25 protein-coding genes are annotated in these 14,207 nt (G+C 62.4%); 1 reads left to right on the forward strand and 24 read right to left on the reverse strand.

Features of this window, described 5'->3' with window-relative positions:
* Positions 1 to 243 precede the first annotated feature (243 nt).
* Positions 244 to 663, forward strand: coding sequence for a YjbQ family protein (locus J5J06_08535; protein ID MCO6437121.1), 420 nt, complete (start codon positions 244 to 246; stop codon positions 661 to 663).
* Between the two features lie 5 nt (positions 664 to 668).
* Here the strand turns inward: J5J06_08535 and J5J06_08540 are convergent, their stop codons facing one another.
* From J5J06_08540 to rpsS, 24 genes are all read right to left on the reverse strand, one after another.
* Positions 669 to 1,100: an HIT family protein gene (locus tag J5J06_08540; protein ID MCO6437122.1), complete on the reverse strand. Its 432-nt coding sequence runs from the start codon at positions 1,098 to 1,100 to the stop codon at positions 669 to 671.
* 63 nt (positions 1,101 to 1,163) lie between these two features.
* A complete protein-coding gene (gene rplQ / locus J5J06_08545; protein MCO6437123.1) occupies positions 1,164 to 1,892 on the reverse strand; it encodes a 50S ribosomal protein L17 in 729 nt (242 codons plus the stop codon).
* A gap of 61 nt (positions 1,893 to 1,953) precedes the next feature.
* Positions 1,954 to 3,087 (reverse strand): DNA-directed RNA polymerase subunit alpha, encoded by a 1,134-nt coding sequence (locus J5J06_08550; protein MCO6437124.1) that lies wholly within the window; start codon positions 3,085 to 3,087, stop codon positions 1,954 to 1,956.
* 70 nt (positions 3,088 to 3,157) lie between these two features.
* Entirely contained in the window at positions 3,158 to 3,787 is a 630-nt protein-coding gene (gene rpsD, locus J5J06_08555; protein MCO6437125.1) for a 30S ribosomal protein S4, read from the reverse strand.
* A gap of 88 nt (positions 3,788 to 3,875) precedes the next feature.
* A complete protein-coding gene (gene rpsK, locus J5J06_08560) occupies positions 3,876 to 4,259 on the reverse strand; it encodes a 30S ribosomal protein S11 (protein ID MCO6437126.1) in 384 nt (127 codons plus the stop codon).
* An 18-nt stretch (positions 4,260 to 4,277) separates the two neighbouring features.
* Complete coding sequence (rpsM, locus tag J5J06_08565) at positions 4,278 to 4,661, reverse strand: 30S ribosomal protein S13 (protein ID MCO6437127.1); 384 nt, start codon at positions 4,659 to 4,661, stop codon at positions 4,278 to 4,280.
* A gap of 18 nt (positions 4,662 to 4,679) precedes the next feature.
* Complete coding sequence (rpmJ, locus tag J5J06_08570) at positions 4,680 to 4,793, reverse strand: 50S ribosomal protein L36 (GenBank protein ID MCO6437128.1); 114 nt, start codon at positions 4,791 to 4,793, stop codon at positions 4,680 to 4,682.
* A gap of 48 nt (positions 4,794 to 4,841) precedes the next feature.
* Positions 4,842 to 5,639 (reverse strand): type I methionyl aminopeptidase, encoded by a 798-nt coding sequence (gene map / locus J5J06_08575; GenBank protein MCO6437129.1) that lies wholly within the window; start codon positions 5,637 to 5,639, stop codon positions 4,842 to 4,844.
* Between the two features lie 71 nt (positions 5,640 to 5,710).
* Positions 5,711 to 7,081, reverse strand: coding sequence for a preprotein translocase subunit SecY (secY, locus tag J5J06_08580; protein ID MCO6437130.1), 1,371 nt, complete (start codon positions 7,079 to 7,081; stop codon positions 5,711 to 5,713).
* Between the two features lie 70 nt (positions 7,082 to 7,151).
* Entirely contained in the window at positions 7,152 to 7,601 is a 450-nt protein-coding gene (rplO, locus tag J5J06_08585) for a 50S ribosomal protein L15 (protein MCO6437131.1), read from the reverse strand.
* A gap of 18 nt (positions 7,602 to 7,619) precedes the next feature.
* Positions 7,620 to 8,081, reverse strand: coding sequence for a 30S ribosomal protein S5 (gene rpsE / locus J5J06_08590; GenBank protein MCO6437132.1), 462 nt, complete (start codon positions 8,079 to 8,081; stop codon positions 7,620 to 7,622).
* A 250-nt stretch (positions 8,082 to 8,331) separates the two neighbouring features.
* A complete protein-coding gene (locus tag J5J06_08595; protein ID MCO6437133.1) occupies positions 8,332 to 8,700 on the reverse strand; it encodes a 50S ribosomal protein L18 in 369 nt (122 codons plus the stop codon).
* Between the two features lie 67 nt (positions 8,701 to 8,767).
* Positions 8,768 to 9,364 carry a 50S ribosomal protein L6 gene (gene rplF, locus J5J06_08600; GenBank protein MCO6437134.1) on the reverse strand — a complete coding sequence of 199 codons (597 nt, stop codon included), beginning with the start codon at positions 9,362 to 9,364 and terminating at the stop codon, positions 8,768 to 8,770.
* A gap of 58 nt (positions 9,365 to 9,422) precedes the next feature.
* Positions 9,423 to 9,818, reverse strand: a complete 396-nt coding sequence (gene rpsH, locus J5J06_08605) for a 30S ribosomal protein S8 (GenBank protein ID MCO6437135.1) — start codon at positions 9,816 to 9,818, stop codon at positions 9,423 to 9,425.
* A gap of 54 nt (positions 9,819 to 9,872) precedes the next feature.
* Positions 9,873 to 10,058: a type Z 30S ribosomal protein S14 gene (locus tag J5J06_08610; protein ID MCO6437136.1), complete on the reverse strand. Its 186-nt coding sequence runs from the start codon at positions 10,056 to 10,058 to the stop codon at positions 9,873 to 9,875.
* A complete protein-coding gene (rplE, locus tag J5J06_08615) occupies positions 10,058 to 10,615 on the reverse strand; it encodes a 50S ribosomal protein L5 (GenBank protein ID MCO6437137.1) in 558 nt (185 codons plus the stop codon). Before rplE ends, J5J06_08610 begins: the two co-directional genes overlap by 1 nt.
* Before the next feature lie 16 nt (positions 10,616 to 10,631).
* The gene (gene rplX, locus J5J06_08620; GenBank protein ID MCO6437138.1) at positions 10,632 to 11,003 is read right to left on the reverse strand and encodes a 50S ribosomal protein L24; all 372 of its coding nucleotides are present in this window, start codon (positions 11,001 to 11,003) and stop codon (positions 10,632 to 10,634) included.
* A 43-nt stretch (positions 11,004 to 11,046) separates the two neighbouring features.
* Positions 11,047 to 11,463, reverse strand: coding sequence for a 50S ribosomal protein L14 (rplN, locus tag J5J06_08625; protein ID MCO6437139.1), 417 nt, complete (start codon positions 11,461 to 11,463; stop codon positions 11,047 to 11,049).
* Positions 11,464 to 11,523: 60 nt separating this feature from the next.
* Positions 11,524 to 11,820 carry a 30S ribosomal protein S17 gene (rpsQ, locus tag J5J06_08630; protein MCO6437140.1) on the reverse strand — a complete coding sequence of 99 codons (297 nt, stop codon included), beginning with the start codon at positions 11,818 to 11,820 and terminating at the stop codon, positions 11,524 to 11,526.
* Positions 11,821 to 11,925: 105 nt separating this feature from the next.
* The gene (rpmC, locus tag J5J06_08635) at positions 11,926 to 12,174 is read right to left on the reverse strand and encodes a 50S ribosomal protein L29 (GenBank protein MCO6437141.1); all 249 of its coding nucleotides are present in this window, start codon (positions 12,172 to 12,174) and stop codon (positions 11,926 to 11,928) included.
* A gap of 19 nt (positions 12,175 to 12,193) precedes the next feature.
* A complete protein-coding gene (gene rplP, locus J5J06_08640; protein MCO6437142.1) occupies positions 12,194 to 12,613 on the reverse strand; it encodes a 50S ribosomal protein L16 in 420 nt (139 codons plus the stop codon).
* 86 nt (positions 12,614 to 12,699) lie between these two features.
* On the reverse strand, positions 12,700 to 13,407 hold the full coding sequence (gene rpsC / locus J5J06_08645) for a 30S ribosomal protein S3 (protein MCO6437143.1): 708 nt from the start codon (positions 13,405 to 13,407) through the stop codon (positions 12,700 to 12,702).
* A 25-nt stretch (positions 13,408 to 13,432) separates the two neighbouring features.
* Positions 13,433 to 13,804: a 50S ribosomal protein L22 gene (gene rplV, locus J5J06_08650; GenBank protein MCO6437144.1), complete on the reverse strand. Its 372-nt coding sequence runs from the start codon at positions 13,802 to 13,804 to the stop codon at positions 13,433 to 13,435.
* A gap of 50 nt (positions 13,805 to 13,854) precedes the next feature.
* Positions 13,855 to 14,130: a 30S ribosomal protein S19 gene (gene rpsS / locus J5J06_08655; GenBank protein ID MCO6437145.1), complete on the reverse strand. Its 276-nt coding sequence runs from the start codon at positions 14,128 to 14,130 to the stop codon at positions 13,855 to 13,857.
* Positions 14,131 to 14,207 lie beyond the last annotated feature (77 nt).

Raw genomic sequence — 14,207 nt, forward strand, 5'->3', positions numbered from 1 at the left:
TTACACTCTGTCACGAACGGCCTCCGTGCCTCGGCATGATTGCGTTGGAGCAAACCCTATCATACCAGGTTCGAAGGCCTTCCTTATGCGCGAATCAACGTCAACTCATGAAATATCCGGGCTAGGCTTGCCCCTTGGCCACGGATGTTGTCATTATGTAGCGTCGAGAGACGGAGATGCGATTGACAATGCTGCAAGGGGCGTTAGCCTGAGCTTGAATTCGCAATTCACAGGCGTCTCAGCATGGCCGCGGCATCCTATTCATTCCAGGTCGAAACTCGCGGGAACGCGGAAGTCATCAACATCACAGGCGATGTCACCGAACAGCTTCGGCAAGCTCCGATCGAAACGGGTGTCGTCACGGTGTTCGTTGTCGGATCCACGGCCGGGATCACGACAACGGAGTTCGAACCCGGGCTGGCCCGGCATGATCTGAAGGCGTTCTTCGAGCGGATCGCACCCACCGACGCCGAGTATGTTCACGAACGCACCTGGAACGACGACAACGGCCATTCCCACGTGCGGGCTTCGCTGCTGGGCCCGAGCCTTGCCGTTCCCTTCGTGGACAAGACGATGCTCCTGGGCACGTGGCAACAGATCGTGCTCATCGACTTCGACACGCGCCCTCGGACGCGAACCGTTGTTGTCCAGGTTGTCGGATAGTGCCGTCAGGATGGAGTTCGAAGTGCCCGCTGGTAGGCCTCGGCCAGTACTTCCGCCCGGCCCGGGGCGTACTTCGATGCATTCCATCGGTAGCCGAGCCCGTCCGACGCGACGCGGGGGATCACGTGAATGTGAACGTGGGGGACGGCCTGACCGGCGGCCTTGCCGTTGTTGACCAGCACATTGAAGCCGGAAGCCTTCGCGACAGTCATGACGGCCGATCCCAGTCGCGGAAGAAGGGACATGACCGACCCGCACAGCGGAGGCGGAAGCGACGTCAGATCGGAAAAATGGTCGCGCGGGACAAGCAGGAGGTGCCCCTCCGCCAGCGGGGCGACATCGAGAAACGCAAGGCAGTTTTCATCCTCGTAGACCACCGACGCCGAAACCTCGGCGGATACGATCCGGCAGAAAATGCAATCGGCATCGCGAGGCATGGGGAGAAACTCCGGCGCGCACGCAGGTGTTCTTCGCCGGGGAGCGTTGGGTCGAGCAACCGGTCAGGATTCTTTCGGAGAATCCGAGCCTTCGGAATCCTGCGGTTCGGATGCCGATGCATCGGCCGGTTTGCCGGCCGCGGAGGTCTTGGCAGCCGTCTCCCGCCCCCAGCTCTTGGCCAGTCGGGCGGCCATCGCGTACCGGGCGTCGGCCCGACGCTTGCGCGCGGATCGTTCGGGCCTGGTCAACGACAAGGGGGCTTCCTCGTTGCCGACGAACTGCAGCACTGCCAACTGGGTGTGGTCCCCAAGGCGACGCTCGGAAAGCCGGATGAGCCGCGTGTATCCGCCGGGGCGATCCTCGAACCTCGCAGCAACCTTTTCGATGAGACGGAAGCTCACCGATTCTGCCGTGAAGCTCAGCCGTCCGCGCGGCTCGCCCGTGCGATAGCGCCGTCCGCTGGCCATTTGCACGGCCTTTCGGCGGGAAGCGTCGGACATTTCCACAAACGCCTCTCGATGCTCTTCGGGAATGATCGAACGCTCACCGAGGAGGCTGTGCACGATGCGCCTGGCACGAAGAGCGCCGGCATTGTCGCCGCTGGCCTTGCACTTGCGGGCCCGGATCGCCATCGTGACGATCTTCTCGATGTACGGTTGAAGGTTCTTAGCCTTCACCAGCGTCGTACGAATCTGCCCGTGCTCGATCATGCTCTGCGCCATGTTCCGGCGCAGGGCCAGGCGATGCTCGGCCGTGCGATTCAGGCGGTAAAAGTGTCGTTGATGCCGCATACTCGATTCTCACCTTCCCGTCCGAAGCGCCGCTGAGGCGTCCGGCCGAAACACTCCTTGACTAGCGCTGACTCTCCATCGTGTAGGCCGCCATCGGCCCGGAGCCCGCACCATCGCTCCCTTCCGAGCCCTGACCTTCTTCCGATTCCTCGCCGTGCCCTTCCGGCTCCAGTCCGTGAATCTCGGCGTCACTCAGATCGATGCGCTGCCCGCCAAAGGCCATGCCCAGACGCAGTCCCCGCTCCGCCAGCTTCCGCTGGACCTCATGAAGGGACGTTTTGCCAAAACTTCGGAAACGCAACAGGTCGGCCTCGGTGAGCTGCACCAGATCACGAAGGGTCTGTACACGCACCGCTTCGAGGCAGTTGTTGGCACGCACGGAGAGATTCAAGTCTGAAATCGGCGTGTTCAGCGTCTCGTTGAGTTCCGCATCGTCCAGCGTTGCCGGATGGTCAAACGCCGTCTCGCTCGTGGTGACCACGTCGGATCCGAGCTCGTAATAGAGCACAAACGGATTCAGGTGCTTGCGCAGAATCAGGCCCGCCTCGACCAGGGCATCCTCCGGGAGGACGGACCCATTGGTCCAGATATCCAGGATGAGCCGATCGTAGTTGGTCAACTGCCCCACGCGCATGTCTTCCGTCCGGAAGCGCACGCGAAGTACGGGCGAGAAGACCGACTCGACGGGAATGACGTCAAGTTCCTGATCGGGTGAGCGGTTGTCGGCTGCGGTGGCGTATCCCCTGCCGCGACGCACGCTCATCTCCGCATGGAAGGACACGTTCTCCGTCAGGTTCGCAATCACGTGCTCGGGATTCAGAATCGTAATCGACGGATCGGTTTCAATGTCCCCCGCGCGGACGACACCCGCCTGATCCCGCCGAACGACGATTCGCTTGGTTTCGTCCCCCTCGTAGCGGATCACGATGCCCTTGATGTTGAGGAGGATGTCCGTAATGTCCTCCATCACGCCGTCGATGTTGGTAAACTCGTGAGAAACACCGGCGATTTTGACGGAAGTGATGGCGGCGCCTTCCAGGCTGGAAAGCAGGACCCGCCGCAAGGAATTCCCAATCGTCGTACCGAATCCCTGCTCGAACGGCTCCACCGTGAACCGTCCGTAGGCGTTCGTGCTGATATTCTCGTCCCGGACAACACGACCCGGCAACTCCAAACCTCGCCATCGAATACGCATTCGCGAGTCCTCCTTGGTCTAGTCCGGATATGAACAAAATGAGTCGGCCAGATGCTCCACCGAGGCCGCTCTACCGACTGCACATTTCGATGATGAGCTGCTCTTCCACCGGTATCTGGACGTCCTCGCGGGTGGGCAGCGCCGCCACCACGCCTTCGAGCTTCTGCGCGTCCAGTTGGAGCCACGGCTGGACCGTGGGACCGCCTTCGCCAACCCACTGACGGACGAAAGCCTTGCTGCGATCGGAGGGCTTGACCGTGATCCGATCGCCCTGCCTGACCAGATAACTGGGCCGGTTGAGCCGCCGACCATTGACGTAAATGTGCCCGTGCGAGATGGCAACCCGGCTGGCCTTGTGAGAGGGGGCAAACCCCAGTTTCCACACCACGTTGTCCAAGCGACGCTCCAGAAGGCTGAGGAGCGCGTCGCCCGTGTTGGTCGTTCCGCTTTCGGCCATCTTGAAATAGAGGCTGAACTGGCGCTCCAGAACGCCGTAGTAACGCTTCACCTTCTGCTTCTCGCGGAGGCGAACGCCGTACTCGCCGGACTTGCGCCGCCGCCAGCCGTGCATGCCCGGAGGACGGTTACGCCACTGGCGCTCCATAGCGCACTTGGCGGTCTCGCACCGTGCTCCCTTGAGCATCAGCTTGATGCCTTCCCGCCGACACAGCCTGCATACCGGACCGATGTATCGTCCCATGTTTCCTGCTCGATCGTAATTCCCGCGCCTATCGACGCTGAAAAACAAAAGCCCAACAGATTGTAGTTGCCCGGTCGATCACGTCACATTACACCCTACGCCGCTTGGGCGGGCGGCAGCCGTTGTGCGGCAGGGGTGTGATGTCCTCGATCGAATAGATCCGCAGCCCGGCCGACTGCAGCGCCGTAACCGCCGAATCTCGACCGCTGCCCGGTCCTTTGACGCGGACTTCGACTTCCCGCATGCCGAACTTCTTGGCGGCATAAGCGGCCTGCTCAGCGGCGCGCTGTGCCGCAAAGGGCGTGCTTTTGCGCGTACCCTTGAAGCCCACCGTACCCGCCGAAGCTCGACAGAGCACTTCGCCATTCACGTCCGTGATCGTCACCAGGGTATTGTTGAAGGTCGCCTTGACGTGGACGATTCCCCTGGCCACGTTGCGACGCACCCGACGTTTTCCAGCTCTCTTGGCCAAAACCCGGCTCCTCGTTTACTACCGCAGCTCTTTCACGCTCTTCTTGCCCGCCACGGTCTTCCGCGGCCCCTTGCGCGTGCGGGCGTTGGTCCGCGTACGCTGCCCGCGGGCGGGCAGGTGCATACGATGACGCTGCCCACGGAAGCAGCGAATATCCTTCAGACGCTGGATGTTGGACTGGATCGTCCGGCGCAACTGGCCTTCCACCGCGAAATTGCGATCGATGACGCTTGCGATCCGGGCGACCTCCTCCTCGGTAAGGTCCTTGGCCTTGACCCCAGCGGCAATATCCGATTCCTTGAGGACATCCTGGGCCAACTTCGGCCCGATGCCGTAGATGTAGCGCAAGGAGTACTCGATGCGCTTGTCGGCCGGGATGTCCACGCCAGCAATTCTGGGCACGCCGAATCTCCTCTGAAACTACCCTTGACGCTGCTTGTGACGCGGGTTCGTGCACACGACGCGCACGACACCCTTCCGCTTGATGATCTTGCAGTTTTCACAGATCCGTCGCACGCTCGGTCGAACTTTCATGATCCAACTTCCTTCCGGCACCCGGACGATTCCCGGGACAAAGTCACCTCAACGACCGTCGGTCAAGACGTCCACGCCATCGTCCGTCACGGCGATGGTGTGCTCGAAATGCGCCGAGAAACTGCGATCCCGCGTCACCACGACCCAACGGTCGGCGTCGCCGTATTCCACGCGATGGGAGCCCACGGCCACCATCGGCTCAACCGCGAGGGTCATTCGCGGGAGCAACTCGAAATCGCCCCGCTTGCGTCCCTCGTCCCAGAAATTCGGAACCTTGGGCTCCTCGTGCATTTCCCGGCCGATTCCGTGTCCCACAAAATCGCGAATCACGGAAAAGCCGGATTCTTCCACGAAGGCCTGCATCCGACCGGCAACCTCGCTCCACGCGCGATGCGGACGCATCTCCCGCAAAGCAATCTGCAACGCGCCCTGGGTTATCTCCAGCAACCGCGTTGCCTGCTCGGACACGTCGCCCACCGCGATGGTCGTGGCCGAGTCGCCGCAATAGCCTTCCAGTCGCACGCCGCAATCGACGCCGACGATATCGCCGCTCTTCAACTGCCGCTTGCCCGGTACGCCGTGGACCAGCTCTTCGTTCACGCTGATGCACAGAGCGGCCGGGAACGGCCTGCGAGCCTGGGGATTCTCGACCCCTTTGAACAGGGCCACCCCCCCGGCTTCGGCAATCATCGCTTCCGCAACTTCGTTCAGTTCGCCCGTGGTCACCCCGGGCTGGGCCAATTCCCTCATTTTCGCGAGCACCGCATGCACCACCCGGCCCGCAGCGCGCATGCGCTCAATCTCTCGCTCGCTCTTGAGAATAATGCCTCGCTTTTGCACCTGCATACATGCCCGAACTCACGTCAGGCCCAAATCAAGTCTTATTCGCCAGCGCCAAACGGCGCAAAGGGCACGCCCTATCGGCCGCCCCGGATCGGGCCTTCCGTTCCGAGGAAGCCCTTGTAATTTCGCATAATCAGATTCGCCTCGATACGCTGCACAAGGTCCAGCGTCACGCTGACGACGATGAGCAGGCCCGTGCCGCCGAGAAACGCGGAGACCATGAACGGAATGCCCATCGACCGGGTTACCAGTGTGGGAATAATCGCGATGATCGCCAGGAAGCCGGCGCCGACATACGTAATGCGGCCCATGACCCGTTCGAGGTAGTCCGCCGTCCGCTTGCCCGGCCGAAGCCCCGGGATAAAGCTCCCGTAGTCGCGGAGGTTGTTGGCCATTTCCTTGGGACGGAACTGCACGGTCGTCCAGAAGTAAGCAAAGAAATAGATCGCCAGGATCTCGCAAACGATGTAGACGTACCCGCCCCGAGTGAACGCGCCCTGCAAGGCGATCAGGAACTGCGTCGGCCAGGCGTTGGCCAGCGCGCCGAAAATGATGCCCGGGAAGATCATCATCGAGCTGGCGAAGATGATGGGCATCACGCCGCCGTGATTGACCCGCAGGGGCAGGTAATGTCGCTGGCCGCCGTACACCCGGCGTCCGCGGGTCTGCTTCGCCTGCTGGATCGGAATCCGCCGCTGCGCCTGCTGGATGAGAATCGCCCCGGCCACAACCGCCACAAACATTACCGCCAGGAGGAGCAGCTTGGGGACGTCGAACTGCCCTTCGGCGCTGGTGCCGCCGAAGGAAATGCCCTGCCACACCGTCATGATGGCGTTGGGCAGACGAGCCACAATGCCGGCCGTGATGATCAGCGAAATGCCGCTCCCGATCCCGTACTCGTCGATCTGCTCGCCAAGCCACATCAGAAACACGGCACCGCCGGTAAGCAGACAGAGCGACAGCAGCATGTACGTGAACGTCATGCCGAAGAACGGTCCTTCATAGCGCGGGAACAGCAGGTCCTGTGAAGCGAGATACTTCATCCAGAAAATGCCGTTCACCAGGCAGAGGAAGACCGTGAGATATCGCGTGTATTCCTGAATCTTCCGTCGGCCGGTGTCACCCTCACGCGACAGCTTCTCCAGGCTCGGCACGACCGTGACCAGGAGCTGGAGAATGATGGAGGCCGAGATGTAGGGCATGATGCCGAGACCGAAGATGGTGCTCTGGTGGAGGTTACCACCCGTAAAAATCTGGAAATACTGCACCAGGTCACCCAGGCCGCCCCCGCCGCCGGTCGGCATGCTCGCGGCCATCTGCCGCTGGTCCACGCCGGGAACCGGCACGTAGTACCCCACGCGGTAGATCGCGAGCATACCGATCGTGAACAGGAGCTTGTTGCGCAGCTCCGGAATCTTGAAGATGTTTAGCAGCGTTCCGATCATGCCCGATCTCTCAAGCTCAGATGCCGAAGCCCCGCCTCACCGATAACCCGGTGCACGGCTCGCTCGACGACTATGCCTTAACTCTGGCCTCTCCGCCCGCGGCCTGAATCTTCTCCATGGCCGATTTGCTGAACTTCGCCGCGTCGATCGTCAGCTTCTTGGTCAGATTGCCGTCTCCGAGAATCTTCACGGGATCTTTCGCGTTGCCGATCAGCCCCGCCTCCCGAAGCAGCTGTGCGGTCACGTGTGTGCCGGCATCAAAGCGCGCCTCCAAAGCTGACAGGTTGACCACTGCATACGCTTGGCGAAAAGCAGCGTTCGAAAACCCGCGCTTGGGCGTGCGACGGAAGATGGGCGTCTGCCCACCTTCCTGCAGGCCGCGCTGACGCCAACCCGAGCGCTGACCGCCGCCCTTGTGGCCGCGACCGCAGGTCTTGCCATGTCCTGAGGACCGACCCCGACCTACGCGTTTCCGGCCTTTGTCGGCGCCGGCCTCTCTGGTGATTTCCGCAAGATTCACGATCCGCACTCCGCCCAATTACCCTGCCAACCGTACGCCCCGCAACCGTTCGATGTTCTCTCGCGTGAGCAGTTGTTTCAGGCCGTCATATGTCGCGAGAACGAGGTTCTTGGGACTGGTCGACCCGTAACTCTTGGTCAATACGTCCTTCACGCCCGCCATTTCCAGGACGGCACGGACACTGGAGCCCGCAATGACGCCCGTTCCGGGCGATGCCGGAAGCATGACGACCCGGCTTGCCCCATAGCGACCGATGACCCGGTGGGGAAGCGTGCCCCCGACCAGGTTGATCCGCTTCATGTTTCGAGCCGCGAGCCGCTTGCCCTTTTCGACCGACCCGGGGACTTCGTTGGCCTTGCCGTAGCCGACGCCCACGTTTCCGTTGCGGTCGCCGACGACCACCAGCGAGCCGAAGCTGAACCGCCGTCCGCCACGCACCACCGTTGCACAGCGATAGATGCGAACGACGACCTCCTCCATCCCCGATTCGCCTTCGTCCGTCGCCGGACGGGGTCCCCGGCCCGAGGACCGCCCGCCCCGAGGCGCCTCGCGCTTAGGTGCTTGAGGTTCCTGGGTGGTCGTTGCCGTGCCTGAGGCAGGTGCTTCAGAGGCCGGAGCTTCCGCAGCCGGCTGCTCGACTGTTTTATCCTGTTCTTCCGCCATGCGCTTTTTTCCGCCCAACCATTCCAGAGACCGCCCGCCACGTGGCATCGGCCCGACAGCCTGCCGCCTAGAACTTCAACCCTGCTTCGCGTACCGCATCCGCCAAGGCCTTGATCCGCCCGCCGTAGCGGTAGCCGTTGCGATCAAAGCAGACCATCGACACCTGCTTGGAAACCGCCGCCTCCGCCAGTGCCTGGCCGACGAGCTTGGCCGCTTCCTTGCTACGCCCGTTAGAGACCCGGTCGCGAAGGTCTTTCGCCCGCGTGCTCGCGGAGCAGATGGTCCGACCGGCAAGGTCGTCAATCAGTTGCACGTAAATGTGCTTATCGCTCCGAAACACCGTCAACCGGGGTCGCTCGGCCGTACCACGGATCCGCTTGCGCAGACCCTTTTTGCGCCGCATCCGCCGACTCAACGCTTCCACACGATCCTTCATCGCCCGATTCCCGAAAACCAGTGGTGCCGATGCGTGGGATGAACCACGCGCGGCACCAGATTACCTGTTAGCCGCCACCGGTCAGGGCCTTGCCCTGCTTGCGGATTACGTGCTCGCCCTGGTAACGGATACCCTTGCCCTTGTACGGTTCCGTCTTGCGCAGCGCCCGCACCTCGGCCGCAAACTGCCCGACGCGCTGCTTGTCAATTCCTCGAACAACGAATACAGCCGGTTCGTTGTCACCTCGCGTCTGCTCACGCTCCACGGTGACCTCGATACCCGCGGGAACGTCGACTTCGAACTGGGAGCCGACGCCACGACGCCGGCCGGAGTACCCGATGTTCAGGTGGAGCTTCTTGCCCACCAGTTTGCAGTTGTACCCCGTGCCATAGATTTCGAGCCTTTCCTCGAATCCCTCCGTCACGCCGCGGACCATGTTGGCGAGCAGCGCCCGGGCCAGACCGTGGTTGGCTCGAATCTGCTTCTCATCGGAGGTCCGCGTGACCTCGATTTCCTTGCGGTCGGAATCGACGGCGATTTTCGCCCCGCGCGGCGTCCGCAGCGCCGATGTCCCCTTGGGACCGGTGACCGTCACCTCCTCCGGACCGACCTTCACGGTCACGCCGGAGGGTAGCGGAATGGGTTTCTTGCCGACACGAGACATCGCCCTGCTGCTCCACAAAAGCCGGTCGAATCGCCCCTGCGACCCGATCCGACGGGCATCAATACACCTGACAAAGCACTTCGCCGCCGACGCGCTGCTCGCGACAGGCGCGATCACTCAGCACGCCCCGGCTCGTCGAAACGATATTCACACCGAGACCGTCCAGCACCCGGGGCAGCGTCTCCACACCCGAATAGGTGCGACACCCGACGCGGGAGATACGCTTCAGGTTATGAATCACGTCCTCGCCGCGCGGTCCGTACTTCAACTCCACCCGAAGCATGCGCTTGGCGCCCACCTCGATCACGTCGTGGTCGTTGACGTATCCTTCTTCCTTCAGGACCCGGGCGATACCCTCCTTGATCTTGGAATAGGGCATCGAAACCGTCTTCTTGCGGGCCCTGGCGGCATTGCGAATCCGCGTGAGCATGTCCGCGATCGGATCACTCCACATATACGCTCATCCTTCGGCAACCTTGCCGTATCTGCTCCGGCTCCTTGCGCCGGCTTACCAACTTGCCTTTCGCACCCCGGGAATCAACCCTTCCAGGGCCATCTTCCGAAAACAAACGCGGCAAAGCCGGAACTTGCGGTAAACGGCACGAGACCGACCACAAACCGCACAGCGCCGCACGACACGCGACGCGAACTTCGGTTGCTTCCTCGCCTTGTTGACCCACGCCGTCGTTGCCATCAGTTCGCCTGCGCTTCCGTCCTGCGAAACGGCATGCCCAGCTCGCGCAACAGCGCCCGAGCAGCCTGGTCATTCTCCGCCGTTGTAACAAACGTAATGTTCATACCCTGGGTCATGGTGATCTTGGAGAGATCGATCTCCGGAAACACCGACTGATCCGCCACACCCATGGTATAGTTCCCGCGACCGTCGAAGCTCCGCGGATTCAGTCCGCGAAAGTCGCGGAAACGGGGAATCGCCGTGTTGATGAGCCGGTCCACGAACTCGTACATCCGCTGCCCGCGGAGCGTCACCCGGCATCCGATGGGCATGTCCTGTCGCGTCTTGAAGTTCGACACGGCCTTGTGGGCCCGAGTTACCTGCGGCTTCTGACCGGTAATCTGCGTCAAGTCCGCCACGGCCACATCGTTACGCGTCTTGTCCGTCGCGGGAGAGCCCGTTCCCATCGACACGATGACCTTGGTGAGGCGGGGAACAGCCATGACGTTGTTCAGGCCGAGCTCCTCCTGCAGCCGGGTCACAATTTCCTTGCGATATCGTTCCATCAACCTGGCCATGACCACACCCTGAAATCTACTTCCTTGCCGCGCCGCCCGCGGACTCCGACCGTGTCAGTGAATGCAATGTCTGTCCGGAAACCGTAACGCGTTTCTTCGAGCGCACGCGCCCCTGATCATCCCGCACGGTTTCAAAGCGAACCCGCCGCCCCTTGCCGGCCCCGCTGTCCAGCGGAAGTACGTTGGACACGTGGATCGGCGCCTCCTTCTGGAGCCGTCCGCCTTGGGGGCTGCGACGCGTCGGACGGACGTGCCGATAGACCATATTCACGCCTTCCACGACCACAAGCCCGCGCTGGCGGTCCACGCGAAGCACTTTGCCCCGCCGACCGCGATGATCGCCGCTGATGACCTCGACAGTGTCGTTCTTTCGAATATGGGCGGCCATGTTCCTCAACGTCCCTTCCGAGCAATCGCCACGAACCCGCCGGTCAGACGACTTCCTCCGCCAGCGAGATGATCTTCATGAAGTTCTTCTCGCGAAGTTCACGGGCGACCGGACCGAAAATGCGCGTGCCCCGCGGCTCACCCTTCTCGTCGATCAACACGACGGCGTTGCTGTCGAACCGCACGTAACTCCCGTCGGGACGACGCGTGGGCGCCCGCATCCTGACGACGACGGCCCGGGCCTTTCGCCGCTTCGAACGATCCTTCCGACTACTGCCGCCGGAAAAATCGCTGTTGGGAAGCGACTTTTTCACCGCGACCAGAACGATGTCCCCGATCTTGGCCGTCTTCAGGCGGTATTTCCCATGTTTGGATGTACTGCCCTTGTATACGTTAAACACCATCGCCGCTTTGGCACCGGTGTTATCCGCCACATCCACCATGGTCTGCATTTGAATCATGATTCACACCGCCGGCATCCAACTCGAACCGGACGCCCTACGTTTGTTGTCCAATCGTCGTCACGCGCCGGGTTGTGCATCGCTTCGCACGATCCGCACGAGGCGCCACGACTTCATCTTCGAATACCGCCGGCATTCCGCCAGTTCGACCAGGTCGCCGACCGATGCCTCGTTCTTCTCGTCGTGTGCGTGCAGCATGGTCGAGCGGCGCAGAAACTTGCCGTACTTCCTGTGACGAGAGAGAAACTCGAACCGAGCACGAATCGTCTTGTCTCCGCTGCGTGCGACCACCGTACAGATGCGCCGATCACGCTTCCCGCGCTCCGTCGTGGCTTCTACCGTCGCCGTTGCCGTCATATGTCCCGTCGCTCCTGGCGCTTCGACCTTCGATCCTGAATCCAATCTACGACGCTTATCCGACCCGCCGTGACGGGATCAGCCCGCCACCGCAATCATCCCTATTTAGCCGCGCCGGCGCCGGGCCGCTTCGGCTTCCAGTCTGCGCTGGCGCTGTTCGATATCACGTTCGCCTCGCTCCCGCAGAACTGTCAGGATTCGCGCAATGGAGCGCTTGGCCGCGGTAAGCTGATGCGGATTCTCCAGCTTCTCCGTCACGGCCTGGGAACGCAGGTCGAAAGCGTGCCGCCGAAGCTGCTCCAACTCGACATGCAGCTCCTCGGACTTCATTTCCCTGATTTCCGCAATCTTCATCGATGCACGCTCCTACGCATCAAAGCGTGTGACGACGCTTCACGAAACGGCAACGGCAGGGCATCTTGTTCGCCACGCGCATCAGCGCCTGGCGGGCAACCTCTTCCTCCACGCCGGCCAGCTCGTACATGACCGTTCCGGTCTTGACGATGGCAACCCAGAATGCCGGGTCGCCCTTGCCCTTGCCCATACGCGTTTCCAGCGGCTTGGCCGAAACGGGCTTGTGCGGAAACAACCGCACATACACACGCCCTTCGCGTCGCAGGAAGTGTGTCGCGGCGACGCGACCGGCCTCGATCTGCCGACCGGTCACCCAGCCGGAATCCAGCGCCTGGAGGCCGTACTCGCCAAACGACACGCTGTTCCCGCGCGTCGCGTTTCCGCGAACCCGGCCGCGTTGGCTCTTGCGCCATTTGACCCGCTTGGGCATCAAGGCCATGACTTAACAGCTCCCCTTCAATCGCCTCGCCGAATCCGACCCGAACCAGAGCGAACGACAGGCCCTTGCCTGTCCAAACGCCCCCGTTAGCCGCGCTTGCCGCGCCGGCCGTCGCGTCCACGACCCTGCGGACGAGCTTCCTCGTCAATCTGTTCCTCGCCGTACCGCCCCAGATACAGCCACACCTTCACACCGATCGTCCCGTACGTCGTCCGGCAGGTGGCCACCCCGTAATCCACGTGGGCCTGGAGCGTATGGAGCGGCACCGAGCCGCGAATCTGCGTCTCGCAGCGGGCCATTTCCGCCCCGCCGAGCCGCCCCTTGCACATGATCTTGATTCCCAGGCACCCCGCCGCCATCGCTGCCTCGATGCGCTGCTTCATCACCCGGCGGAACGCAGCCCGCTTCTTGAGCTGCTCCGAGATCGCCTCCGCGATGAGCTTGGCGTTGAGGTCCGGCTGCTTGATCTCCATGATGTTGAGCGAGATCTTGCGGTCGACCAGGTTCTCGAGCGCTTCCTTGAGCTTGTCCACCTCGGCCCCCTTGGGACCGATCACCAGACCCGGTCGGGCGGTATGCAGAATGATCCGCACATCGTCACGCGTGCGCTCAATGTCCACCTTGGCGACGGCCGCGTAGGGCGGCTGCTGGTTCAGACGCTCGTCCACGAACTTGCGGATGCGCTGATCCTCCACCAGGAACTCACCGAAGGCCGCCTTGGGGGCGTACCAGCGAGAGCGCCAGTGCTCCGTCACACCGATGCGAAACCCGATTGGATGCGTCTTCTGACCCACCAGCCAACACTCCGTCGGTCGCCTGTTACGACGCCTCTTCCTGCCCTGTTCTTCGATCCCGCTCGGTGACCACCACCGTGATATGGCTCGTACGCCGGGCAATGGGGTGCGCCCGGCCGCGATCCTTCGGCTGCCACCGGCGATAGTAAGGCCCGCCGTCCACCCGGGCATCCGTCACCACCAGATCCCCGACGCTGGCCTCCGCCTCGCTGGCGTTGGCCATCGCCGACCGCAACACGTTGCGGATGAAATAAGCCGCCCGGCGACGGTTGAACCGCAGTTGCTCCACGGCTTCGTCGCAGCGCTGCCCCCGGATCAGGTCGATCACCAGGCGGGCTTTGCGCGGAGCGATCCGTGCGAAGCGATGCCGTGCCGTCCACTGCCGCAAACCGTCCATCGTCCGTCATCTCCAGAGCGGAAAGCGCCGGCTTCCCGCCGAGCAAGGTACTACTTACCGGCGGCCTTCTTGCCACCGTGGCCCCGGAACGACCGCGTAAGGCTGAATTCCCCAAGTTTGTGCCCGACCATGTCCTCGGTCACATACACCTGGTGAAACGTCTTGCCGTTGTGCACCTCAAAGCGCTGGCCGACAAACTCCGGGACGATCGTGCACCGACGCGCCCACGTGCGAACCACGCCGCCTGCGCCGCCCGCCTTCTGCCGCTGCACCTTGAGGAACAGCTTCTGGTCGACGTACGGGCCTTTCTTTGCCGATCTCGCCATCGATCGCACCTTCCGGATTCAAATCCCAACACACACGTTCGCGACGGATCAAACCCGCCGCGACAATTCCCCAAACT

The organism is Phycisphaerae bacterium (genome assembly GCA_024102815.1).
In the GTDB taxonomy this organism is placed as follows: Bacteria; Planctomycetota; Phycisphaerae; order UBA1845; family UBA1845; genus JAGFJJ01.